The 21988-nt window shown below is 64.9% G+C and carries 21 protein-coding genes; 7 read left to right on the plus strand and 14 right to left on the minus strand.

Features of this window, described 5'->3' with window-relative positions:
* Positions 1-44 precede the first annotated feature (44 nt).
* Positions 45-566 carry a hypothetical protein gene (locus XH83_RS32205; RefSeq protein ID WP_194404604.1) on the plus strand — a complete coding sequence of 174 codons (522 nt, stop codon included), beginning with the start codon at positions 45-47 and terminating at the stop codon, positions 564-566.
* Between the two features lie 111 nt (positions 567-677).
* Complete coding sequence (locus XH83_RS32210) at positions 678-1730, plus strand: amidohydrolase (RefSeq protein WP_194404605.1); 1053 nt, start codon at positions 678-680, stop codon at positions 1728-1730.
* Positions 1731-1812: 82 nt separating this feature from the next.
* Here the strand turns inward: XH83_RS32210 and XH83_RS32215 are convergent, their stop codons facing one another.
* Complete coding sequence (locus XH83_RS32215) at positions 1813-2268, minus strand: cupin domain-containing protein (RefSeq protein ID WP_194404606.1); 456 nt, start codon at positions 2266-2268, stop codon at positions 1813-1815.
* 236 nt (positions 2269-2504) lie between these two features.
* Here XH83_RS32215 and XH83_RS32220 point away from each other — a divergent pair, with 236 nt between their 5' ends.
* The gene (locus XH83_RS32220) at positions 2505-3059 is read left to right on the plus strand and encodes a hypothetical protein (RefSeq protein WP_194404607.1); all 555 of its coding nucleotides are present in this window, start codon (positions 2505-2507) and stop codon (positions 3057-3059) included.
* Positions 3060-3148: 89 nt separating this feature from the next.
* Here XH83_RS32220 and XH83_RS32225 read toward each other — a convergent pair whose 3' ends face one another.
* Positions 3149-4405 (minus strand): aminopeptidase, encoded by a 1257-nt coding sequence (locus tag XH83_RS32225; protein WP_194404608.1) that lies wholly within the window; start codon positions 4403-4405, stop codon positions 3149-3151.
* Between the two features lie 112 nt (positions 4406-4517).
* Positions 4518-5879, minus strand: a complete 1362-nt coding sequence (gene pcaB, locus XH83_RS32230; protein WP_194404609.1) for a 3-carboxy-cis,cis-muconate cycloisomerase — start codon at positions 5877-5879, stop codon at positions 4518-4520.
* Between the two features lie 463 nt (positions 5880-6342).
* Between pcaB and XH83_RS32235 the strand changes: the two genes are divergently transcribed.
* The gene (locus XH83_RS32235) at positions 6343-7902 is read left to right on the plus strand and encodes a winged helix-turn-helix domain-containing protein (RefSeq protein WP_194404610.1); all 1560 of its coding nucleotides are present in this window, start codon (positions 6343-6345) and stop codon (positions 7900-7902) included.
* 53 nt (positions 7903-7955) lie between these two features.
* Here XH83_RS32235 and XH83_RS32240 read toward each other — a convergent pair whose 3' ends face one another.
* From XH83_RS32240 to XH83_RS32255, 4 genes are all read right to left on the minus strand, one after another.
* Positions 7956-8687, minus strand: a complete 732-nt coding sequence (locus tag XH83_RS32240) for a hypothetical protein (RefSeq protein ID WP_194404611.1) — start codon at positions 8685-8687, stop codon at positions 7956-7958.
* Between the two features lie 86 nt (positions 8688-8773).
* Positions 8774-9493 (minus strand): hypothetical protein, encoded by a 720-nt coding sequence (locus XH83_RS32245; protein WP_194408465.1) that lies wholly within the window; start codon positions 9491-9493, stop codon positions 8774-8776.
* Positions 9494-9629: 136 nt separating this feature from the next.
* Complete coding sequence (locus tag XH83_RS32250) at positions 9630-9878, minus strand: hypothetical protein (RefSeq protein WP_194404612.1); 249 nt, start codon at positions 9876-9878, stop codon at positions 9630-9632.
* 139 nt (positions 9879-10017) lie between these two features.
* Positions 10018-10992, minus strand: a complete 975-nt coding sequence (locus XH83_RS32255; protein WP_194404613.1) for a nitronate monooxygenase family protein — start codon at positions 10990-10992, stop codon at positions 10018-10020.
* Positions 10993-11101: 109 nt separating this feature from the next.
* Between XH83_RS32255 and XH83_RS32260 the strand changes: the two genes are divergently transcribed.
* A complete protein-coding gene (locus tag XH83_RS32260; protein ID WP_194404614.1) occupies positions 11102-12664 on the plus strand; it encodes an AMP-binding protein in 1563 nt (520 codons plus the stop codon).
* A 325-nt stretch (positions 12665-12989) separates the two neighbouring features.
* Here the strand turns inward: XH83_RS32260 and XH83_RS32265 are convergent, their stop codons facing one another.
* The 7 genes from XH83_RS32265 to XH83_RS32295 all read right to left on the minus strand — a co-directional run bounded on the left by XH83_RS32265 (position 12990) and on the right by XH83_RS32295 (position 18680).
* Positions 12990-13763, minus strand: coding sequence for a thioesterase family protein (locus XH83_RS32265; RefSeq protein WP_194404615.1), 774 nt, complete (start codon positions 13761-13763; stop codon positions 12990-12992).
* Positions 13764-13970: 207 nt separating this feature from the next.
* Positions 13971-14939, minus strand: a complete 969-nt coding sequence (locus XH83_RS32270) for a nitronate monooxygenase family protein (RefSeq protein ID WP_194404616.1) — start codon at positions 14937-14939, stop codon at positions 13971-13973.
* A 189-nt stretch (positions 14940-15128) separates the two neighbouring features.
* Positions 15129-16529 (minus strand): aspartate ammonia-lyase, encoded by a 1401-nt coding sequence (locus XH83_RS32275; RefSeq protein WP_194404617.1) that lies wholly within the window; start codon positions 16527-16529, stop codon positions 15129-15131.
* Between the two features lie 36 nt (positions 16530-16565).
* The gene (locus tag XH83_RS32280) at positions 16566-17093 is read right to left on the minus strand and encodes a hypothetical protein (protein WP_194404618.1); all 528 of its coding nucleotides are present in this window, start codon (positions 17091-17093) and stop codon (positions 16566-16568) included.
* A 48-nt stretch (positions 17094-17141) separates the two neighbouring features.
* Positions 17142-17744, minus strand: coding sequence for a YqaA family protein (locus tag XH83_RS32285; protein ID WP_194404619.1), 603 nt, complete (start codon positions 17742-17744; stop codon positions 17142-17144).
* Between the two features lie 46 nt (positions 17745-17790).
* Positions 17791-18195, minus strand: a complete 405-nt coding sequence (gene hisE / locus XH83_RS32290; RefSeq protein ID WP_028140691.1) for a phosphoribosyl-ATP diphosphatase — start codon at positions 18193-18195, stop codon at positions 17791-17793.
* Positions 18196-18311: 116 nt separating this feature from the next.
* Complete coding sequence (locus XH83_RS32295) at positions 18312-18680, minus strand: hypothetical protein (protein WP_194404620.1); 369 nt, start codon at positions 18678-18680, stop codon at positions 18312-18314.
* Positions 18681-18906: 226 nt separating this feature from the next.
* Between XH83_RS32295 and XH83_RS32300 the strand changes: the two genes are divergently transcribed.
* Positions 18907-19959 (plus strand): ABC transporter substrate-binding protein, encoded by a 1053-nt coding sequence (locus XH83_RS32300; RefSeq protein WP_194404621.1) that lies wholly within the window; start codon positions 18907-18909, stop codon positions 19957-19959.
* An 85-nt stretch (positions 19960-20044) separates the two neighbouring features.
* Positions 20045-21841, plus strand: coding sequence for a glucan ABC transporter ATP-binding protein/ permease (locus XH83_RS32305; RefSeq protein WP_194404622.1), 1797 nt, complete (start codon positions 20045-20047; stop codon positions 21839-21841).
* The last annotated feature ends 147 nt before the right edge of the window (positions 21842-21988 follow it).

Genomic DNA, 21988 nt, shown 5'->3' on the forward strand with positions numbered 1-21988 from the left:
GCCGCCGGCGGAAAGTGCTGATTTCCTCTCAACAGGAGATCGACATGACCGACTTTGCCAAACTCTTGCACGCGGACGGACCGAATCCCGAGCACACGGCGGCGCTGCAGCTTTACGGCCGCTTTGTCGGCGACTGGGACGCCGAGATTACGGCCCATGGATCCGACGGCACGAAGCATACCGCGCCTGGCGAGATCCATTTCGGCTGGGTGCTGGAGGGCCGTGCCGTCCAGGACGTCTGGATCATTCCCCGCCCCGCGGGCTCTCAAGCGTTTCCGATCGCCGGCAATTGGTACGGCACGACGCTGCGTGTCTACGATCCGACCATCGACGCGTGGCGGATTTCCTGGTTCGATCCCGGCCGCAGCGTCTTCCGCCAGCAGATCGGCCGTTCGCGCGGGCAGGACATCGTGCAGGAAGGCACCACCGAAGCCGGCGAACTGACGCGCTGGAGCTTTACGGAGATGACCAAGGACGCTTTCCATTGGCTCGGCGAGGTCAAAACGGCCGATGCAGCCGATTGGCGACTGGTCGTCGACGTGAGGGCCAAGCGGCGCAAGAGCTGACGACAGCGCCGCATTGCCCGCGGCGACGGGTGCGGTTGCGCAGCGCGCGCTGCTGCGTGGCGAGACGAGATGATAGGCTCCCGGCACAATAACATGAGGGAGCGAACGCCGATGGCTGCAAGCGAGTTGCCCGCCAACACGAGCGGGTTGTTCGTCGAGCCGCGCGAGGACTGGCTTGCGCTGCATCGGGAGGAGATCATCGATCCCGCGCGGCCGATCGTCGATCCCCATCACCATCTCTGGAATCGCGGGCACCGCTATCTCATCGAGGAGATGGCTGATGACATCGCCTCCGGCCACAACATCATCGCGACCGTCTATGTCGATTGCCGCTCGATGTATCGCGCCCACGGATCGGAGGCATTCCGGCCCGTCGGCGAGGTCGAGTTCGCCAACGGGATCGCGGCGATGAGCGCGAGCGGCGCTTACGGCAAGGCCGCGATCTGCGCCGGCATCGTCAGCCACGCCAATCTGCTGCTCGGCGACGCCGCAAAACCGGTGCTGGAGGCCGAGATCGCGGCCGGCAACGGCCGCTTCCGCGGCATCCGGCATTCCTCGGCCTGGGACGAAGATCCTGTTGTCGCCGGCATGTATGCGAACAGGCCGAAGGGGCTGTTGCAGGACCCGGCCTTTCGCAAAGGCTTTGCCTGCCTCGCGCCGTTGAACCTCAGCTTCGACGCCTGGCTATTCCATCCGCAGATCGGTGAGCTCACCGCGCTGGCACGGGCCTTCCCCGACACCAGGATCGTGCTCGACCATTGCGGCGGCCCGGCCGGGACAGGTCGCTTCGCGGGACGGCGCGAGGAGGTGTTCGCGCAATGGCGTGCGTCGATCCGGGAGATCGCGAAATGCGAGAACGTGGTGGTCAAGCTCGGCGGGCTCGCAATGTGCCTGCTCGGCTACGACTTCCATTTGCGCGAGAGGCCCCCGGCATCCGAAGAGCTCGCCGCGGCCTGGCGGCCCTATGTCGAGACCTGCATCGAGGCGTTCGGCGTCAAGCGCGCGATGTTCGAGAGCAATTTCCCGCCGGACAAGGGCCAGTGCAGCTACCAGGTGATCTTCAACGCTTTCAAGCGTATCGCCGCACCGCTGAGCGAGGACGAGAAGACGGCCCTGTTCTCGCAGACTGCAACCGAAGTCTACCGGCTCGAGCTGCCGTCATGACGAGAAGAGGGGCCGGGATGTTAGTCCCGACCCCTCTTCGTCGTGGCCGCTGGGAAGCGTCCTTGAAACCTGACTGGTAGCCCTAGCCTGCGCCCATCAGCGAGGCCGGGCGGCGCTCGCCGGTGGCGGTGAAGATCTTCTTGAGCTTGTTCACCACCCGGATCAGGAAGCCGATCATCACGGGATTGGTCTTGCGGCAGAAGGCGATCTTCTTGACGTAGCCTTCGACATGCCATTTGGCATGCGCGCCGTCGCGGAAGAAGATGACATCGCCGGGGCCGTAGCGCTTCGGCGGCATGCCGTCGCTTTCGAGCACGATCGATCCTTCCATGATCATGATCGTCTCATCAATATCGTAGTACCAGTTGAAGCGCCCTTCGGTGCAGTGCCAGATGATGGTCGAGGCGGTGCCGTCGGCGCTGGTGGACAGGATGTGCGAGCGCGACACCGGGTTGCCCTCGATGATCCAGGACGGCTCGATCGGCCGCAGCTCGAGGTCGACATTGCAACTACCGATTTCAATCAATGAGCGCGACATCTTCTTCCCCAGGGGATATAGTAAGTATGGCCGGGTCTCAGCCCGGATTGTTTCGAAAGAAGTTGGAACGCTAGTCATCGGTTTTTAATTCTTTCTTACGCAGGCCTCGAAAATCAGCCGGAAGTTGCAGCCGCAACGCGGTTAACGCCGCGATTTCCCTGCAAATTCGCGCACATGAACCGGTCCCTTTTGGGGTGCGACAAAGTGCGCGGAAGCACCAAGACGGAGCCATTCCGATGCCCCTCACGCCCGAGGTTGTGACAGCCAATCGCGCGGTCGTCGCCCGGCTCGCCAGCCTCGACGTTTCCTTCGTGCCGGACGAGGAGCCCTGGTTCACCATCGACGGCATCGACACCCCCCGGCAGATCGGCAGTGACGGCTCCGGCGGCGCGCTCGTGCTTCTGCCGTCGCGGACTGTGCTCTACGTGTCGTCGGAGGGCCGCGCGGGAATTATCGCGGACACTTTCGAAGCATTCGTCCAGCTCGTCGTCGCCCGCCCCTATTGGCTCGACATCCTCAAATTTTCCGCCGGCGGTGACCTCCAGGAGATGCGGCGCGCGGCGGAGGCACTTGAGGCGACGCTCGACGACGAGGACGAGATCAACGTGGCCCGCGCGGAGATCCGCAAGAGCCTCGAGCTCAGCGAGGCGAACGATCCCGTCGGCGCGCTCTACGAGGCAATCGCTGCGTCCGACGCCATCGTGCGGGCCACCGACGGCAGCCCGTTCACGACATTGTTCAACCGTTTCAGCATCGACAACAATCCAATGCTGCGCAACGCGGCAGCGTGAGAGGTAGCGAGACTGTCGCGAAGACGTCCACCTCTCCCTGCGGAAGAGGTGGGCCACGCCTCGGGCCACCTATTGGATCGAACTGGCTACTACTTCGCCCACTCGCCCTTGCGGAACACCGGGACCTTGCTGCCATCGGGCAAGATGCCGTCGATATCGGTCTCGGCCGAGCCGATCATCCAGTCGATATGGATCAGGCTCTGGTTGCCGCCTTGCGCCGCGATCTGCTGCGGGGTGAGCTGCGCGCCGTTGACGAAGCACTTCGAATAGCACTGGCCGAGCGCGATGTGAGACGCCGCGTTCTCGTCGAACAGCGTGTTGTAGAACAACAGCCCGCTCTGCGAGATCGGCGAGGAATGCGGCACCAGCGCCACCTCGCCGAGGCGGCGGGCGCCTTCGTCGGTGTCGAGCACCTTGTTCAGCACCTCAGCGCCTCGCGAAGCCTTTGCGTCCACGATCTTGCCGTCCTCGAAGCGCACCGCGATGTTGTCGATCAGCGTGCCCTGGTAGGACAACGGCTTCGAGCTCACGACATGGCCATAGACGCGACGGCAATGCGGCGTGGTGAAGACCTCTTCGGTCGGGATGTTGGCGTTGCAGCTGATGCCGTTCTTGGAGAGCGAGGCCCCGCCCTCCCATTCGTGGCCGTCGGCAAGGCCAATGGTGAGGTCGGTGCCCGGTCCCGAATATTGCAAGGCACGAAAGCGCTGGCCGTTGAGCCAGTTGGTCCGCTCGCGCAGCACCGCATTGTGGCTCGCCCAATTGCCCATCGCATCCTCGCGATCGACGCGGCTTGCTGCGAAAATCGCATCCGCGAGCTTGCCGATGGCAACGTCCTCGGGATCATCGGGGAAGACCTGCTTGGCCCAGGACGGGCTCGGATAGGCGATGATGTTCCAGTTGGTGTCGAAATTGACGATCTTCTCCAGCGCGGGCTGATAGGCCATCGAGTTCGCCTTGCTGGCGCGTGCCACCTTGGAAGGATCTTCGCCCGACAGCAGCATCGGATTGTCGCCGACGATGGCGAGCCGCGCGGTGTTGTCAGCGAATGCCTTGGCCATGCCCTCGTAGAGCCACCCGGCGGCGCGATCGAAGCTGTTGTCGTGGCCGTGGCGGTAGCGCGCCAGCGTCATCTCCTCGTCCGACAGGATCGGCGTCACGATACCGGCGCCGGCCTTGTAGGCATGCACGGCGATCCGCCTCACCAGCGGCAGCGCGATCGCAGGCGCGGTGAGAAGAAGATCCTGTCCCGGCCGCAAGCCCAGGCCCACTTTCACCGCCACCTCGGCCAGCCGGTCGAGCTTCACGGGATCAATGGAAGCGGTGGAATTGCGGTGGTCGGTCATGCGGGGCCCTCTGCCGAAGTCTCTCGTTTAATCTAAGTCTAGCATCGCGAGGCGCAAGTGCGCGAGCACCTTGCGACACCGAGAAGATACGCAGTTTCACGCATATTGGTTTTCAACGCGTTGCCGATTTCAGCACCCGGTCAACCATGTCGGGCGCGAGCCCGAGGTAATTTTTCGGTGAGGTGAGTGCCTCGATTGTGGCGCGATCGATGCGGCTCGCGATCCGCGAGTCCGCCGACAGCGCATCGGCGAGGCTCATTCCCTTGTCGTTGGCCTGACGGCAGGCGTCGTAAACCACGTCATGGGCCTCTTGCCGGCCGAGCTGCGGCGCGAGCCCCATCATGACCGCTTCGGCCACGATCAGGCCGCGGCTGACCGCGAGATTGTCGTTCATCTTCGCCTCGTCCACGATCAGGCCGGCGAGTGCGAACTTCGCCTGATGCAGCGCGCCGGCGGTCAGCACGAAGCTTTCGGGGATCGCCATCCATTCGGCGTGCCAGGGCCCCGTGGCGCGCTCGAAATCCTGAACCATGGCGTCGAGCATCAGGCCGGCATGCTGGCGCACCGCCTTGGAGGCCGCCAGCATCAGTTCCGACGAGATCGGATTGCGCTTCTGCGGCATGGTCGAGGAGGCGCCGCGCCCCTTGACGAAAGGCTCGTAGACCTCGGCGAACTCGGTCGAAGCCATGATCATGATGTCTAGCGCGATCTTGCCGAGCGAGCCGGTGACGAGCGCCAGGAAATTCACGGCTTCCGCAAATCCGTCGCGCGCAACGTGCCAGGTCGAGGCGGGAACGCCGAGCTTCAGCTCGGCGCAGAGTGCCTCCTGCACATCGAACCCCTTGTCGCCGAGCGAGGCCAGAGTACCGGCCGCGCCGGCGAACTGGCCGACCAGCACGCGCGGCTTCAGCTGCGCCAGCCGCTCGGCATGGCGATCGAACATGGCGAGCCAGATCGCGGTCTTGTAGCCGAAGGTCACCGGCAGCGCCTGCTGGAGATGGGTGCGGCCCGCCATCGGCGTGTCGCGATGGCGTTTCGAGAGATTCGCCAGGATGCCGCGGAGCTCGTCGATGTCGCGCGCGACGATCTCCAGCGCGGCGCGGAGCTGCAGCACCACGGCGGTGTCCATGATGTCCTGCGTGGTCGCGCCCCAATGCACGTAGCGGCCGGCCTCCCCGCACTGCTTCGCCAGCTGATGCACCAAAGGTAGGATGGGGTAGCCGACGATGTCGGTTTCCTGCCTGAGCAGATCGAAATCGAGCGCGGCGACGTCAGTCCGCGCCGCGATCTGCTCGGCAGCGTCTCGCGGAATGACGCCGCATCTCCCTTCCGCCCTCGCCAACGCCACCTCGACCTCCGCATAGCGGGCGACCGTCGCGACGTCGGAAAACACCTCGCGCATCTCCGGCGTGCCGAAGGCATCGCGGAACAGCATGGAATCGAGCACAGTGGTGGAAGCGCTAAAGGCGGGCATGGGCGTTTCTTCGTGGTTGGTGTTTTGTATGGGCGATAGCTTATGCAGGCCGCGCGGTTCAGGAAAGGACATTCACGGCTCATCGCATCGACCGCACGGCGACATCATGACGGCACTTCCCGTTAATCCGTCATCCTGAGGCGCGGGCGAGCGATGCTAAGCAGCGCACGAGGAGCCTCGAAGGATGAGCGGCCGCGCTGCAGCCGGGCCGTGCATCCTTCGAGGCCTCCGCTGCGCTCAGGCACCTCGGGATGACGGTGTTGGATATGCGAAGATGATCTTTTTGGTGATTTGCTCAACGCAACATCCTGGCAGTGGTTGTATTCCCTCGGACAACGGCATGGCTGCCATCACACGATGGCGGTGAACCAGGCACCCCTCTCGGCAGACTCACAATTTTCGACCCAAATTTCCTTTTTGTCGTTTGCTTGCCCGATGTCGTTGTGAAGCCTGAGTTTTCGACGTGCAGTTTCTGTTCCGGGACCACCTCCTCGACACCGACCTGCGCGAGCTGAGCCGCGAGCAGGTTCCAATTGCCGTGGAGCCGCAGGTCTTCGACCTCGTCGTCCACCTCATGCAGAACCGCGACCGCGTCGTCAGCAAGAACGAGCTGATCGACAAGATCTGGCACGGGCGCAGCGTCTCCGAATCCACTCTGACCAGCCGGATCAACGCCGCGCGCAAGGCGATCGGCGACAGCGGCGCGAGCCAGACCCTGATCCGCACCATCGCCCGCAAGGGTTTTCGCTTCGTCGGCGATGTCGAGGCCAAAGGTGGCGCGATCCTGCCGGAACACGGCCGCGCCGCCTCTATGCCGCGGGCTGCGCTGGCGCTTCCCGAGCGACCCGCGATCGCCGTGCTGCCCTTCACCAATATGAGCGGCGAGGACGGGCAGGATTATTTCTCCGACGGCATCAGCGAGGACATTATCACCGCGCTGTCGAAGCTGCGCTGGTTCTTCGTCGTCGCGCGCAATTCCTCCTTCGTCTACAAGGGCCGCGCCGTGCACATCCGTGAGGTCGCGCGCGAGCTCGGGGTACGCTACGTGGTCGAAGGTAGTGTGCGGCGGAGCGGCGAGCGGGTGCGCATCTCGGCCCAGCTCAACGATGTCTCGACCGGCAGCCATCTCTGGGCCGAGCGCTACGATCGCGAGCTCGCCGACATCTTCGCCGTGCAGGACGAGATCACCGAGGCGATTGTCGCCGCGATCGAGCCACAGCTCTATGCCGCGGAAAATTTTCGCGCCCAGCAGAAGCCGCCGGGGAGCCTCGACGCCTGGGACCTCGTGATGCGCGCGCTGTCGCATCATTGGCGCATCACGCGCGAGGACAACGCCGCCGCGCAGGGGTTGCTGGAACAGGCTGTCGCGATCGATCCTGCCTATGGCAAGGCGCTGGGCCTGCTCGCGACCAGCCACATCTTCGGTGCGCATATGGGCTGGGCCGACATGGCGACGACAGTGCCGATCGCCGAGCGCGCGGCGCTCGCGGCGGTGGAAGCCGATCGCGAGGACGCCTTCGCCCACCACGGGCTCGCCTACACCTATCTGTTCCGCCGCCGCTTCGACGACGCGCTGGCCGAGTTCGAGCTGGCGCTGCAGCTCAATCCGAATTTTGCAATGGCGCACGCCTTCCATGGCGTGACGCTGTGCTACGCCGGCCGGTGGCAGGACGGCGACGCCGCCGCGCGCCGCGCATTGCGGCTCAGCCCGCGTGACCCGCTCGCGGCGATCTATTGCGGGGTTGCGGCCTATGCCCGGTTCGTCGGCCGCGACTATGAGGGAGCCGTGCAGATGGCGCGGGAGTCGATGCGGCAACGCGGCGATTTCGTCGGCGCGCACCGCGTGCTGACGGCTGCCGCCGGGATGTCAGGAAATCCGGCGCTCGCGGCGACCGCCCTGGACGGTCTGCGCCGCGCTCAGCCCGGTATCTCGCTCGGCTGGATCACACGCGAGCTGCCGATGCTGCGAGACGAGGATCGTGCGCATTATTTGGAAGGGTTGCGGCGCGCCGGAATGACGTGACGGCGGCGCGACAGCGCACCTTCTTTGCTGGCAGCCGCGATCGCGGCTAAACGCTAATCGTCGTCGGAGCCGAACAGCCGGATCTGCGGGAAGCCACCGCGCGGCCGGCCGGCGTAATCGCGGGAATCCGAGTCCTCGCGGACGTTGCGCGCGACGTCGTCCCAATCGGTGCGATCGCGCACGCCGCGCTGCTCGCGGCCCTCGTAATAATGGCGGCGCTCTGCCCAACGATCGCGGCGCTCCATTCGGCGCCGCTCTGACGCTGCGCGCTTCATGTCGGAATCTTTCGCCTTGGCATAGGCATTGTCAGGCGAAGTGGCGGGATCGACCGATGCTTGCTGCTCGCCCGGTTTTGCGGCCTTTGGTGACGATGCGAGGGCCGGTTTGGACTGTTCCTTGAACTGTTCCTTGGGTGGCTCAACCGCGGCCGCCTGTGACGGCGGCGGCGGTGCCGGCGGTTCGGCATTCGCTTGAGTGGGCTGCGGGTCAGGCTTGGCCACTTCGGGCTTGGCCGCTTCAGGTTTGGCTTCGGCCTGCGCCGGTGTGGCGATCATCCCGCCAAAGGCTTGCGAGCCGGTGAGATAATTCACGCGTTCCGACGGCGCGTTGGTCGCCGCCGGCGCGCCAGCGGATTCGGCGCGTTGCGCCATCTTGCTGGTGTCCGGGCCGTGTTTGGACGTGACCGGATTCATGATATTGCCGGCGACGATGCCGCCGCCCAGACCAATGGCGATGGCTGCGACAATGGTTCCGGCACCGACGAAATAGGCTGTCGAGGCGCGCATTGATCCACTCCCTCTTTGGGGCGAGCAACGCGCGTTGATTGCCGGATGTTCCTGGTGGGAAAGCAGTTCCTGAAGGAACTTGAGCGTCAGATCTGCTGCGCGACCTTCTCGAGCCCGATGAGGCGAGCGAGCTTGCGCACTTCCTCTTTCTGATCGTCACGCAGTTGGAATAGCAGTGGCATGGCCGCCGACTTCAACTGCTGGACCTCATCGCAATTCGGGTCGATCTGCGCGCTGGGCGGCGCGTTCGGATTGGAGAGCTTGTTCGCCGAAATCTTCCGGACGACGTTGCGCAGCGCGCTCTCAACCGAGGGCCAGTAATATTCCTGCGACGAGGACAGTTTCAGGCGGTCCCTGATGCCCGCAATCTGTGCGTCGGACAGCAGGGTGTAATGTTTCTGCGGCTGCGGCTTCGCCACCACCTTCGGCTTGGCCGGAACTTCGACGGCGGGAACCTCCGCGGCGGCGGGCGCTTCGGACACGCTTGGCGCGGCCTTCGGCATTGGGAAGTCGGTAGGCGTTGCAGCGGCAAAGGCCTGGCGCAGTGGCTCGGTCAGCACGGGCGCCTGGGAAAGCCTGTCGGCGGGAACCTGCACCGGCTCGATCGCCGCCGAAGCTAGGGCGAGGGTCGGGACCAGGCGGTCGGCCTTGGCGGCGCGGTTGGTTGCGAGCGGCTTCGGCGGAGGCGTCTGGGCGATCATGTCTTCGCTGACGCTGGGTACGCTGTCGCGGCCAAGGATGGCGGTGGTGGCGGCGCCCAGGACGAGGAAACAGGTCAGCACAACGATGGTGATGGCTTTGGACAAACGTCTCTCCGGGAACGGACGCTTCACGAGTTTGTTAACGATGCCCGGGAAAAGGGCACGAATTATGGCTTGAGTGTGCCTTCGTTGCGACAATCAGCATGCTTGCAGCGACATCCCGCGCAAAAAGCCAAGGAAATCAGGCTGCTGCCGACAGGTCATAGGCGTCCTGGATGTCGGCGACGATCTCCGAGGCCTCCCAGACCGCGCGCGGCTCGACCGATTGCAGCGCCACCGTCCAGTTGCCGCCCCGGCGGGTGCGCGGGACGCTGACGATGTCGAAGCGGACGTTGCGGCACAGCGGGTGGCGGGCCAGGGCATGAGCGACGCGAACGCGAATCTCGTCCAGCGTCGCGGCTGTCTTGCTGTTGAGATAATCGAAATCCATCGCCTGTCCCTCTCGTCCTGATTGGCGGCCGTGAGGGGATTCTTGGCGGGCGTTGGTTAATCTGCCGTTAAGTGAGGCGTTTCGAGCGAGCGCTCGATTAACTGTGATCGAGACCGGCGGGCCCTGCCCCTCCGCAATTCTACGGGGATGGACGCGTCCTCGCCTCGCGATATTCGATCACGGTCCGCGCAACGAGATCCTCGACAGCGAGCACGTCGGTGACACCCGAGGTGGAATGTCCCCCGCTCCAGATGTCCCGCCAGCGTTTCGGACGATTCTCGCGCTTGGCGACGTCGATATCCTCAGCAATGTCGATCGCGCCGCGCGCCGGCAGGTCGTCAGGATCAAGCCCGGCGGCCACGATCGACGGCCGCAGCATGCTGGTCTGCAGGCCCGTGAATGCGGTAGTGAGTAGGATGTCGTCGGCGCTGCTGTCGACCAGCATCCGCTTGTGGCGGTCGTCCGCCATGCTCTCGCGCGTCGCGATGAACTTGGTGCCCATATAAGCGAGATCGCAGCCGAGCACTTCGGCCGCATGCAGCGCATGGCCGTCGCTGATGCCGCCGGCGAGCACGATGATGCCGTCATAGAACGCGCGCACCGCGCGGACGAAGGCGAACGGGTTGAGCCAGCCGGTCTGCCCGCCCGCGCCCGCGGTGAGCAGCACCAGCCCGTCGGCCCCTGCTTCGGCCGCGCGTTCGGCGTGGCGGATGGAAGCGACGTCCGCCAGCACCAGCGCACCCGCATCGTGCAGCGGCTTCACCACGGGCGCGGGCGAGCCGACCGACGTGATGACGATCTCGGGTCTGTGCCGCAGTAGCACGGCGAGATCCTGCCCCAGCCGCGCATTGGAGCGATGCACGATCAGGTTCGGGCAGAGCGGCGCGGCCTTGCGGCCGGTCTGGTCTTCGTGCCGGCGCAGACGCGTCTCGATCGTGGTGAGCCATTCATCGAGCTGGTCCGGACTGCGGCAATTCACGGTCGGGAAGCTGCCGATCACCCCGCTCTGGCAGGCCGCGGCCATGAGCTCGACGCCCGACACCAGGAACATCGGCGCCGCGATCAAAGGCAGCGCGAGACGATCGCGAAAGCGTTGCAGTCGATCGGATGTCACGCATGCCTCCCCTCGCGCGGGCTTTGTCGTTTCCTCCCGCAGTCTCTGTGCTAGCGTCATCGGCAACATTGGCACGTCAGAAGCCGGTGACAAAGCAACGAGGAAACATATGTCCGATCCGCTCCATGCATCGTCCCCGACTTGTGCGCAGACGCTACGGGCGCTGTCGCGCTATCCCGGCCGCATTGCCTTCGCCTGGCCCGGCGGATCGCTGAGTTACCAAGGCACCATCGACCTGATCGGACGCGTCCAGAATGTATTCACGCGGCTCGGCTTGCAGCCGGGCGCGCGCGCCGCCTTCCTCACCGCGAACCGTGCCGACACCTGGTGCGCCGGCGTCGCCGCACAATTGTCGCGGCTCTGCATCACCTGGCTGCATCCGCTGGGATCGCTCGAGGACCAGCTGCTCCAGCTCGACGATTCCGAAGCCGAGATGCTGGTGGTCGATGCGGCTGCCTTCCGCGATCGCGGCGGCGAGCTTGCGGCGAGAGCGGGCCGGCTGAAGGCGGTCTTCACCATGGGGCCGGCCGGCTACGGTGTCGATCTGCTGGCCGCCATCGAGAGCGCGGGACATGCGAGCGCGCAAAACCTCGCCAGCCTCGATGATCTCTCGACGCTCAACTACACCGGCGGCACCACCGGCAAATCCAAGGGCGCGCTGCGCTATCACCGCGAGAATGCAGGAGCAGCCGCCGCGATCCTCGCCGATTTCGAAATCCCCGACGCAGCGCGCTACCTCACGGTCGCCCCGATCAGTCACGTCGCCGGCACGAAAGTGCTGCCGACCCTGATGCGCGGCGGCACCGTACACATGCTCAAGGGATTTGATCCCGAGGCGGTGCTGACGACGATCGCGCGCGAGCGCATCAATTTCACGCTGTTCGTGCCGACCATGATCTACGTGCTGCTCGACCATTCCGCGCTTGACAGGACCGATCTCTCCTCGCTCGAGCTGGTGCTCTACGGGGCGTCGGCGATGTCGCCGAGCCGGCTGATCGAAGGCATCGAGCGGATCGGCCCTGTGTTCTCGCAGCTCTACGGCCAGACCGAATGCTATCCGGTCTCGGTGCTGCGCAAGGCGGATCACGATCCCAAGACGCCGGAGCTGTTCCTGTCCTGCGGCTTCCCGATCGCAGCCTGCGAGGTCAGGATCCTCGACGACAACGACGAGGAGGTGAAGACGGGCGAGGCCGGCGAGATTTGCGTGCGGGCCCCGCACGTCATGGCGGAATACTGGAAGCGGCCGGACATCACCGCCGAGACGCTGAAGAACGGCTGGGTTCACACCGGCGACATCGCGCGGAAGGACGAGCGCGGCTACATGTTCATCCTCGACCGCAAGAAGGACATGATCGTATCAGGCGGCTTCAACATCTTCCCGCGCGAGGTCGAGGACGTGCTGTCGCAGCATGCCGATGTCGCCATGGTCGCGGTCGTCGGCATTCCCGACGAGAAATGGGGCGAAGCCGTCACCGCCATTGTCGTGCCGCGCGAGGGCGCAAGGCCGGATCCGGACGAGCTGATCAATTTGGTCAAGACCCGCAAAGGCTCGGCGCATGCGCCCAAGCAGATCCAGTTCGTCAAGCAATTGCCGATGACCGGCGTCGGCAAGGTCGACAAGAAAGTGCTGCGCGCGGGCTTCTGGAGCGGCCGGGATCGGATGGTGGGGTAAAACACCCCGGAATTCTACGGGGATGTTGTGGCCCGGACAGCACAACGCGCAACGGAGTGCGCGCGCGTGGCGCCCAGACAATTGCCGGCGAATCCGGGAATCGCCTAGACCGCTGATGGGGCTGGGAAGCGGAGTGGGACATGAGAGTCGCTTCCCTGGAAAGTGCAGTCGCCGCGGTCACGTTGATCACGGCTATCATCGTGGTGCTGTGGGAGATCAAGATCTTCTACGGACTATGAACTGGCAGGATGCCCGGGTCGAACACGACCACGCATCCCTTCCGCGGCGGCGGAAGCCTGCCCGTTCAATCGCGCGATCCGTGTCCTCACCGCTTCTCGATCACGAGACTCTGCACCGCGCGGCCGAAATAGCCCTGGCGATCTGCGAGGCGCGACATTGCGAGGCCTGTGCCGTCGGGCCCGATCCAGGACTCGCCGTCGAGCAGGATCCACTCACCGACCGGCTGACGCGCGAAGCTCAGGGTGAGGTCTGCATTGATGTAGGTCCAGGCGCGGAAGTCGAGCGTCGAGGCGGTGCCGTTGGAGAAATCAGCGGCGACCACGGCGCGCATGGCCTGCGAGATCGCCTCCCCCTCGATCAGCGGATTATCGACGCGAAACCAGATCGCGCCGGCACCGGCCTGACCGAAGCGGCCGCGCGCGGCACGCATCGAGACCGAACGCACGAACGGGCTGGTAGCGGCGTGACCATCCTCGGCCAGCGAGTCCTCCGGCGACGGCAGCGTGACCGGCAGCTCCTCGACATCATCGGGCAGGCTCAAGGCCTGGCGCCTGATCTTGAGCACGGTCGCGCCGACGACCTGCACGCCATCGGCCAGCAGCTTGATATTGCAGAGCTGGATCTTGCGGCCCTCGCGCAGGACCTCGGTCTCGATCGTGAGCGGCGCCACCGGCACCGGACGCATCAGGTCGATGGTGACCCGCGCGATGTCCATTGCAACAGGCGTCGGAATGCGCTCGGCGGCCCACGTCACCAGCGACGCCGGCGCCGAGCCGTGCTGCATGCGCCGATCCCAGGGACCGGCGGCATCCGGGCTGGTGACGACGCTGTTGCCGTCGACGCGGTAGATGGCGGACATCACTCAATCTCTGTTGGCTTTGAATGTCGGAGCTTAGCAAAAAAGTATCGTCCCTGCGAACGCAGGGACCCATAACCCCAGGGAGAAGTTGTCGCGCGAGACTGGCAACCCCGAGTGTTCGCCAAACTCCTCGTGGTGGCTATCAGTCCCGCGTCTGCGCTGACGCTTGCCCGGGACGACGGTGGAGAGAGGCGGGACGACAGTGTTCTACAGCGGCGGGTCGACCGCTTCGTCGTACTCCTTCTTGAAACGGGCGATCAGTTCGGCGGCGGGCACGATGCCGTCGACGCTGCCGATGCCCTGGCCCGAGCCCCAGATCTCCTTCCACGCCTTCGGCTTGGCGCGCTCGCCGGAGGCGTCGGTGCCGAAATTCATCTTGGAGGGATCGGAGGTCGGCAGATTCTCGGGATCCATGCCGGCAGCGAGAATCGAGGGTTTCAGATAGTTGCCGTGCACGCCGGTGAAGAGGTTGGAATAGACGATGTCGTCGGCGGTCGATCCCGCGATCATCTCCTTGTACTTCTCGACCGCGTTGGCTTCCTTGGTCGCGATGAAGGCCGAGCCGATATAGGCGAAGTCGGCCCCCAGGATGCGCGCCGCGCGGATCGCCTTGCCGTTGCCGATCGCCCCGGACAGCGCGATCGGTCCGTCGAACCATTTGCGCGTCTCGGCGACGAAGGCCAGCGGCGAGATGGTGCCGGCATGGCCGCCGGCGCCCGCTGCGACCAGGATCAGACCGTCGGCGCCCTTCTCGATCGCCTTGTGCGCGAATTTCTGGTTGATCACGTCGTGGAAGACGATGCCGCCCCAGCCGTGCACGGCCTGGTTCAGCTCCTCGCGGGCGCCGAGCGAGGAGATGATCATCGGCACCTTGTACTTGGCACAGAGCTGCATGTCGTGGTCGAGCCGGTTGTTCGACTTGTGCACGATCTGGTTGACGGCAAACGGCGCCGACGGCCGTTCCGGATGGGCGCGGTCATAGGCCGCGAGTTCTTCGGTGATCCGCGCCAGCCATTCGTCGAGCAGCTCGGGCGGCCGCGCGTTCAGCGACGGGAAAGAGCCGACCACACCCGCCTTGCACTGCGCGATCACGAGATCGGGCACCGAGATGATGAAGAGCGGCGAGCCGATCACGGGGATCGACAGGCGCCCTTTGAACAGGGCAGGCATGGACATTGCGAAACGATCCTCTGTTGGTCGGCCGATGGCAGGTTGGGCGCCATACCAACAAGGCAATCTTTCCACTGTCAAGTATTGCGTTTTGGCGCCGTGGCGACACCAGCGCCACTATTCCAATGTGCGGAATTCTCTCCTCGTCATTCCGGGGAGACGCGTCAGCGTCGAACCCGGGATGGCAGCGCCCCCCTACCCGATCAGATCCGGATTGATCAGCCGCTCGAACGAGAACATCTCGTCCCACTTCTCCTGCGTCAGCAGCTTGCGCTCGGTCACCACGATCTGGTGCAGCGACTTGCCGCTCTTGTAGCCTTCACGCGCGATCTCGGCGCATTGCTTGTAGCCGAGCAGCGGCTTGAGCACAGTGACGATGCCGAGCGAATTCAGCACCATGTTGCGGGTGTGCTCCGCGTTGGCGGTGATGCCGACGACGCAATTCTCGCGCAGGCTGTTGACGGCGCGCTCCATGGTGCGGATCGAGAAGAACAGCGCGAACGAGATCACCGGCTCCATCACGTTGAGCTGGAGCTGGCCCGCCGAGGCCGCGAGCGTCACCGTGGTGTCGAGCCCGATGACGAGGAAGCTGGTCTGGTTGACGACCTCGGGGATGACAGGATTGACCTTGCCGGGCATGATCGAAGATCCCGGCTGCAGCTGCGGCAGGTTGATCTCGTTGAAGCCGGCGCGCGGGCCGGAGGCGAGCAGGCGGATGTCGTTGCAGATCTTCGTCAGCTTGCTCGCCGTGCGCTTGAGGACGCCCGAGAGCTGCACATAGGCGCCGGTGTCCGAGGTCGCCTCGACGAGATCGCCTGCGAGGATGAAGTCGACGCCGGTGAGTGCGCTCAGATGCCGGACCGCGAGCTTGGGATAGCCGACTGCCGCGGTCACGGAGGTGCCGATCGCGGTGGCGCCGAGATTGATCTCGCGCAGCAGCGCACGTGCTTCCGAGATGCGGTCGACTTCCTCGCCGATCGTGGTGCCCCATCCCCGGAATTCCGCGCCGAGCGACATCGGCACGGCATCCTGCAGATGCGTGCGGCCCATCTTCAGAACGCGGTCGAACTCGCGCCCCTTGGCGAAGAACGCTTCCTGGAGCTGGCGCAGCGCGGTCATGTAGCTCTCGAGCCGCAGGACCAACGCGAGACGAAAGGCCGTCGGATAGGTGTCGTTGGTGGACTGGCCGTAATTGACGTGATCGTTGGGACTGACGTGCTGATAGTCGCCCTTGCCGAAACCGAGCGATTCCAGCGCGAGGTTCGCGATCACCTCGTTGGCGTTCATGTTGGTGGAGGTGCCGGCGCCGCCCTGGATGAAGTCGGTGACGAACTGGTCCATCATGTCGCCGGCGATGACGCGGTCGCAGCCGAGGATGATGGCGTCAGCGACCCTGGCATCGATCGCGCCGAGATCGCGATTGGCCATCGCGGCGGCCTTCTTGACGTAACCGAGCGCCTTCACGAAGTAAGGCTCCTGGTTCATCGGAATGCCGGTGATGTGGAAGTTCTCCTTACCCCGGATGGTCTGGACGCCGTAATAGATGTCGTCGGCGATCTCACGCTGTCCGAGGAAGTCCTGCTCCGTACGGCTCATAGGCGCTCCTTGTTGCATGCGCGCGAGGCCTTCACCTCAGTTCTGGCACAGCGCGCTGGTCACGAAAGTATCGGTGCGGCAGTCGTCCGGCTTGCGTTGCCTACCCGGGATCAGGACCTTGGCCGAGCATTTCTCGGCGGAATCGGCATTCAGGCTCTTGCCTTCCTTGTAGCCCTTGCTCTGGCAGAGCTGGTCGGCGGCCTGCTTGCAGTCGGGCGCGCCGTTCGACGAGGCCGGACAGGCCACGCGCCCTGACACCATGGTCGAGGGCTTGGTGAGCCGTGACAGGTCGTTCATGGTTTCGCCGGGGCTTTTGATCGGCGGCAGGATCGAGGGCAGCTTGTCGAACAGCTTGCCCATTTCATTGATCAATCCGGGATTTTCCTCGCGGGCCGGCGGCGCCGGTGGAGCGGGCGTCGACGGTGGCGGCGCGGCCTGCGTTCCCTGCTGCTGGAGGCCGAGCGATTGCGGCCATCCGGTCCCGCCGGCACCGAGCAGGAGCAGCAGCGCTGCTGACATCAGCGTCCCGAGCCGCAGAGCCGGATTGCCGGATCGAACCATCATGCCGGCAACCGTAGCCGAAGCCGGCCCGGCGGCAAAGCCGCCAAGACGTTAGATCAGCTTGATGGCGATGACGAAGCCGAGCACCAACGCCGCGGCGCCGACCGCCACCACGAGACCGAGATGCTTCTCGATCTTGACGCGTATCCAGTCGCCATAGCGATTGAGCAGGATCGCGACGATGAAGAAGCGTCCGCCGCGTGCAATGACGGAGAACAGGACGAATAGAAGCAGGTTGTATCCGGCAAAGCCGGACGTGATGGTGACGAGCTTGTACGGGATCGGCGTCAGCCCCTTGAGCAGGATGATCAGCGCGCCCCATTCGGCATATTTGGCACGGAAGCCGTCGACCTGATCGCCGAGCCCGTAGAGCTGGATCAGCCAATGACCCAGCGAGTCGTAGAGCAGCGCGCCGATGGCGTAGCCGAGGATGCCGCCAAGCACCGAGGTCGCGGTGCAGACGGTCGCATAGAGCCATGCGCGCTGCGGGCGCGCCAGCGACATCGGGATCAGCATCACATCCGGGGGGACCGGAAAAAAGGAGCTTTCGGCGAAGGACACAATGCCCATGATCCAGAGCGCGTAGGGCTTATGGGCGGCGTCGATGCACCAGTCGTAGATACGTTTCAGCATGGCGCCGCGATGAAGCACCATGGGGCGGATTTGTCCATCGCGAGTTTTGTGACGATTTTGTCGCGCTTTAGTGGCGCTTGCGCGCGGCGCGCCCCTCGAGCGCGACAATTGGCCGCCTGGCAGCCACGCGCGGTGAGGCGACCTTGGGCAGCTTCATCGACGATTTCGGCAACTTCTCGGCGATGCCGAGCATGTCTTCCCGCCGCGTCATCTCGCGCCAGACGTCCTCGGGGCGCACGCCGGCCGAGGCCCAGAGCACGGTGAGATTGTACAGGAGGTCGGCGCTTTCCCGGATCACGGCGTCGGTGTCGCCATTGACCGCATCGATCACGACCTCGATGGCCTCTTCGGCAAGCTTCTTTGCCATCTTCGAGGGCCCGCGCTGAAACAGCCGGGCCGTACGCGATGTTGCCGGATCAAGATCCCTGGCCGCGAGCACAGCCAGATATAGCCGCTCAAGCGAATCACTCATGGTACTCAAAACTACTCTAAACAAATGGCGAGCGTGTTAACGCGCGGGCATAAAAGCAGAAAACAGGCCGGCGCGGCAAGCGCGACGGCCTGTTCGGGTCAAGTTCGGTAACCCGCTTAGTAGCAGGTTGAGAGGTTGCCCTGGCCGCCTTGCGCAGACTGGTAGGGACCGCCGCAACGATGGAACGGGCGCGGGCCGATATAGGAATCGCCGCCGTAGTAGACCGGGCCGTCGTCATAGTAGACCGGACCGCCGCCATAATAGGCCGGTGCGTCGTAAGCATAGGCGTCGCGGGTGGCGGCGATCGCAAGGCCGGTGCCGATGGCGCCGGCGATGGCCGCGCCGGCAAAGGCCGCGCCGCCTCCGCCATGCCAGTGGCGACCGCCGGCGTAGGAGGCAGTCGGGGCGACCGCGGTCAGCGCCAGCACCGCGGCAGTGGCGAGAACGGCCTTGCGGCCGGTAAACTTCGAAAAACGATCAAACATGTCCTGGACCCTCCTTGGGACCTCGAATGGTGCCTGCAGACAAGGCTCATGTCTTTCAAACACGCACCTCCATGTTGGGTTCCCCAACCCCAACACAAGCTGAACGGGGTTGCGTAATCGTGACGCAACCGCCGCTCATCCTCCGTTCATGTTGGCGCGCGCACGGTGTCGCTGGCCGGCGCTGCAAGCGTCACGAAACCACAACAATGCGGGGCCGGCGCAACTGATGTCGGAATTTCGGACGATCGCGCTTCGTTGCCTGCTGGCCCTCTCGATCTCGCTTGCGACACTGATCACACGCGGTGTCAGCGCGGCCGAGACGCCTGCGCCGTCGTCCGTTGCGATTCACTTCACCTTCGACCGTCCGTTCGACGCGAGCATGGCGCCGTTCTTCCTTGCGGCGAAGGACGGCAGGTTCGGCGCCGAGCGTCTCAACGTGTCCTTTGGCAGCGCGAGCGGATCGCCGGAAGCGCTCGCGCGCGTCGCCAAAGGCGAGAGCGAGCTTGCGCTCGTCGACATCAACGAGCTGATCCGGTATCGCGACAAGGAGGACGCCGCGCCGGTCAAGGCGGTGTTCGTGCTGTTCAATCGCGCGCCCTACGCGATCGTGGCGCGCAGCAGCCGGGGCATCCATGTGTTACCGGATCTCGACGGCAAGACCGTCGGCGTTGCCGACGGCGATCTGTCGATGCGGCTGTGGCCGGCGCTGGCGCAGCACAACGGCATCAAGTCATCGCGCGTCAAATTCCACAAGATCAGCGCGGCGGTGCGCGAGCCGATCCTGTCCGCGGGACAGGTCGATGCCGTCGCGGGCTTCAGCTATCTGTCGGCGGTGAACCTGCGCGATCGCGGCGTGCCCGGAGCCGATCTCGTCGTGCTGCGTTATGCCGATTATGGCTGCGAGGCCTATGGCTTCGCCGTGGTGGTCAATGCCGCCTTCGCCGCAGCAAAGCCGGATGCCGTGAAGGGCTTCATTCGCGCCTTGATCGCCGGCGTCGCCGCGACCGTCAAGGAGCCGGCGCGTGCGGCGGACGAGGCCGCGAGCCGCATCGACGACGGCGACCGCGCCCTGGAGCTGGAGCGCCTGCGCGCCGTCCTCGCCGACAACATCCTGACCGACGAAGTCAAGCGCAACGGTCTCGGCGGTATCGAGCCAGTGCGCCTGGAGCGCTCGATCGACCAGATCGCGCAGGACTTCAAATTCCGCAAGCGGCCAACTGCAGCCGACATCTTCGACGCCCAATTCCTGCCGCCGGTCGCGGGGCGGTTGATCAATTGAGCAAAGCCGCCAGCTTTCGCTATATCTCGCGCGCGATCCCTGCTTAGAATAAGGGCTCCGTCATCCGCTCGAGTCTGTCGTCCGCATGTCCATCCTCCGTCTCTATACCCGCGTTCTCGAGCTGCTCGGCAGGGAGGCGCGGCTGGGCTGGCTGCTCGCGGTCGCCAATCTTCTGCTGGCGGGTTCGCAATTCGCCGAACCCGTGCTGTTCGGCCGGATCGTCGACGTGCTCTCCGGCAAGACGGTGGCCGGCTCGAACTCGGCCTGGCCGTTCCTGGTCGCCTGGGTCGCATTCGGGCTCTTCACCATCCTGTGCAGTGCGCTCGTGGCTCTGCAGGCCGACCGGCTCTCGCATCGCCAGCGCCAGGCGGTGCTGACCGACTATTTCGAGCACATCCTGCAACTGCCGCTGACCTTCCACTCCGGCACCCATTCGGGCCGTCTGATGAAAGTGATGCTCAACGGCACCGACGCCCTGTGGCGACTGTGGCTCGGCTTCTTCCGCGAGCACTTTGCCGCGATCCTTTCGGTCGTGGTGCTGCTGCCGCTGTCGCTCTACCTGAACTGGCGGCTCGCGATCCTGCTGTTCGTGCTCTGCATCGTCTTCACCGCCCTGACCACCTTCGTGGTGCGCAAGACCTTCGGCATGCAGATGGAGGTCGAGGAGCATTACAGCGAGCTCTCCGCGCGCGCCTCGGATGCGCTCGGCAACGTCGCGCTGGTACAGAGCTTCGTCCGCGTCGAATCCGAGGTGAAGGGGCTGCGCTCCGTCGCCGACCAATTGCTCGAAGCCCAGATGCCGGTGCTGTCGTGGTGGGCGCTCGTCACCGTCATCACGCGCGCCTCCACCACCATCACGGTGCTGGCGATCTTCACGCTCGGCATCGCCCTGCACGACCAGGGCCTCACCTCGGTCGGCGAGATCGTGATGTTCGTGAGCTTCGCCACGCTCCTGATCCAGAAGCTGGAGCAGGTCGTGAGCTTCATCAACAACGTGTTCATGGAAGCGCCGCGCCTGCGCGAGTTCTTCAATGTGCTCGACGCCGTGCCCGCGGTGCACGATCGTCACGACGCGATCGATGCCGGCAGGCTGTCCGGCCTCGTCGAGTTCAACGACGTCACCTTCTCCTATGACGGCAAGCGGCCGGCGATCGAGGATCTCACCTTCACCGCGCTGCCCGGCCAGACCATCGCGCTGGTCGGCCCGACCGGCGCCGGCAAATCGACCGCGATTGCCCTGCTGCATCGCGCCTTCGATCCGCAGTCCGGCTTCATCAAGATCGACGGCATGGACGTGCGCGGCGTGACGCTGACCTCGCTGCGGCGGAACATCGGCGTCGTGTTCCAGGAAGCGCTGCTGTTCAACCGCTCGATCGCGGAGAATTTGCGCGTCGGCAAGCCGGATGCGACCGAGGCCGAGATGCGCAAGGCGGCCGAGCGCGCGCAGGCGCTCGAATTCATCGAGCGCAGCGGCGGTTTCGAGACCAATGCCGGCGAGCGTGGCCGCATGCTGTCCGGCGGCGAGCGGCAACGCCTGTCGATCGCCCGCGCGCTGCTGAAGGATCCGCCGATCCTGATCCTGGACGAGGCGACAAGCGCGCTCGACGCCGTCACCGAGGCCAAGGTGAATGCCGCTCTCGACGAAGTGATGAAGGGACGCACCACCTTCGTGATCGCCCATCGCCTCTCCACCATCCGCAACGCCACCCGGATCCTGGTGTTCGAGAATGGCCGCGTGATCGAAAGCGGAACTTTCGATGAACTCGTGGCCAAAGGCGGCCATTTTGCCGAGCTCGCCAGGGCCCAGTTCATGGTCCATGAAACCGCACGGGCCAGCGTGACGGCCTCTGAGGCTGCCGCGACGGCAGCCAAATCCCCGTAGCAAGTCCCGACAGCACCGTCGAAATTCGGCCTATTTCATTGCGGAATACCGCACCCGGCCCCCTATTCTCGACGCATCAGCCGGTATAGGTTTGCGGCGCCGCAAGCGGCGGCGCTGGATTTCAGAACCGACAATCAGATCACGAGA

The organism is Bradyrhizobium sp. CCBAU 53351 (assembly GCF_015291745.1).
In the GTDB taxonomy this organism is placed as follows: Bacteria; Pseudomonadota; Alphaproteobacteria; order Rhizobiales; family Xanthobacteraceae; genus Bradyrhizobium.

Bases quoted from the DNA above. Each gene is read 5' to 3' on its own strand.
- XH83_RS32260 (WP_194404614.1), top strand. From the start codon at position 11,102: ATGTCCGATCCGCTCCATGCATCGTCCCCGACTTGTGCGCAGACGCTA.
- pcaB (WP_194404609.1), bottom strand. From the start codon at position 5,879: ATGCCCGCCTTTAGCGCTTCCACCACTGTGCTCGATTCCATGCTGTTC.
- XH83_RS32205 (WP_194404604.1), top strand. From the start codon at position 45: ATGACCGACTTTGCCAAACTCTTGCACGCGGACGGACCGAATCCCGAG.
- XH83_RS32295 (WP_194404620.1), bottom strand. From the start codon at position 18,680: ATGTTTGATCGTTTTTCGAAGTTTACCGGCCGCAAGGCCGTTCTCGCC.
- XH83_RS32280 (WP_194404618.1), bottom strand. From the start codon at position 17,093: ATGATGGTTCGATCCGGCAATCCGGCTCTGCGGCTCGGGACGCTGATG.
- XH83_RS32215 (WP_194404606.1), bottom strand. From the start codon at position 2,268: ATGTCGCGCTCATTGATTGAAATCGGTAGTTGCAATGTCGACCTCGAG.
- XH83_RS32305 (WP_194404622.1), top strand. From the start codon at position 20,045: ATGTCCATCCTCCGTCTCTATACCCGCGTTCTCGAGCTGCTCGGCAGG.
- XH83_RS32240 (WP_194404611.1), bottom strand. From the start codon at position 8,687: ATGCGCGCCTCGACAGCCTATTTCGTCGGTGCCGGAACCATTGTCGCA.
- XH83_RS32210 (WP_194404605.1), top strand. From the start codon at position 678: ATGGCTGCAAGCGAGTTGCCCGCCAACACGAGCGGGTTGTTCGTCGAG.
- XH83_RS32285 (WP_194404619.1), bottom strand. From the start codon at position 17,744: ATGGTGCTTCATCGCGGCGCCATGCTGAAACGTATCTACGACTGGTGC.
- XH83_RS32250 (WP_194404612.1), bottom strand. From the start codon at position 9,878: ATGGATTTCGATTATCTCAACAGCAAGACAGCCGCGACGCTGGACGAG.
- XH83_RS32275 (WP_194404617.1), bottom strand. From the start codon at position 16,529: ATGAGCCGTACGGAGCAGGACTTCCTCGGACAGCGTGAGATCGCCGAC.
- XH83_RS32265 (WP_194404615.1), bottom strand. From the start codon at position 13,763: ATGTCCGCCATCTACCGCGTCGACGGCAACAGCGTCGTCACCAGCCCG.
- XH83_RS32220 (WP_194404607.1), top strand. From the start codon at position 2,505: ATGCCCCTCACGCCCGAGGTTGTGACAGCCAATCGCGCGGTCGTCGCC.
- XH83_RS32225 (WP_194404608.1), bottom strand. From the start codon at position 4,405: ATGACCGACCACCGCAATTCCACCGCTTCCATTGATCCCGTGAAGCTC.
- hisE (WP_028140691.1), bottom strand. From the start codon at position 18,195: ATGAGTGATTCGCTTGAGCGGCTATATCTGGCTGTGCTCGCGGCCAGG.
- XH83_RS32270 (WP_194404616.1), bottom strand. From the start codon at position 14,939: ATGTCCATGCCTGCCCTGTTCAAAGGGCGCCTGTCGATCCCCGTGATC.
- XH83_RS32300 (WP_194404621.1), top strand. From the start codon at position 18,907: ATGTCGGAATTTCGGACGATCGCGCTTCGTTGCCTGCTGGCCCTCTCG.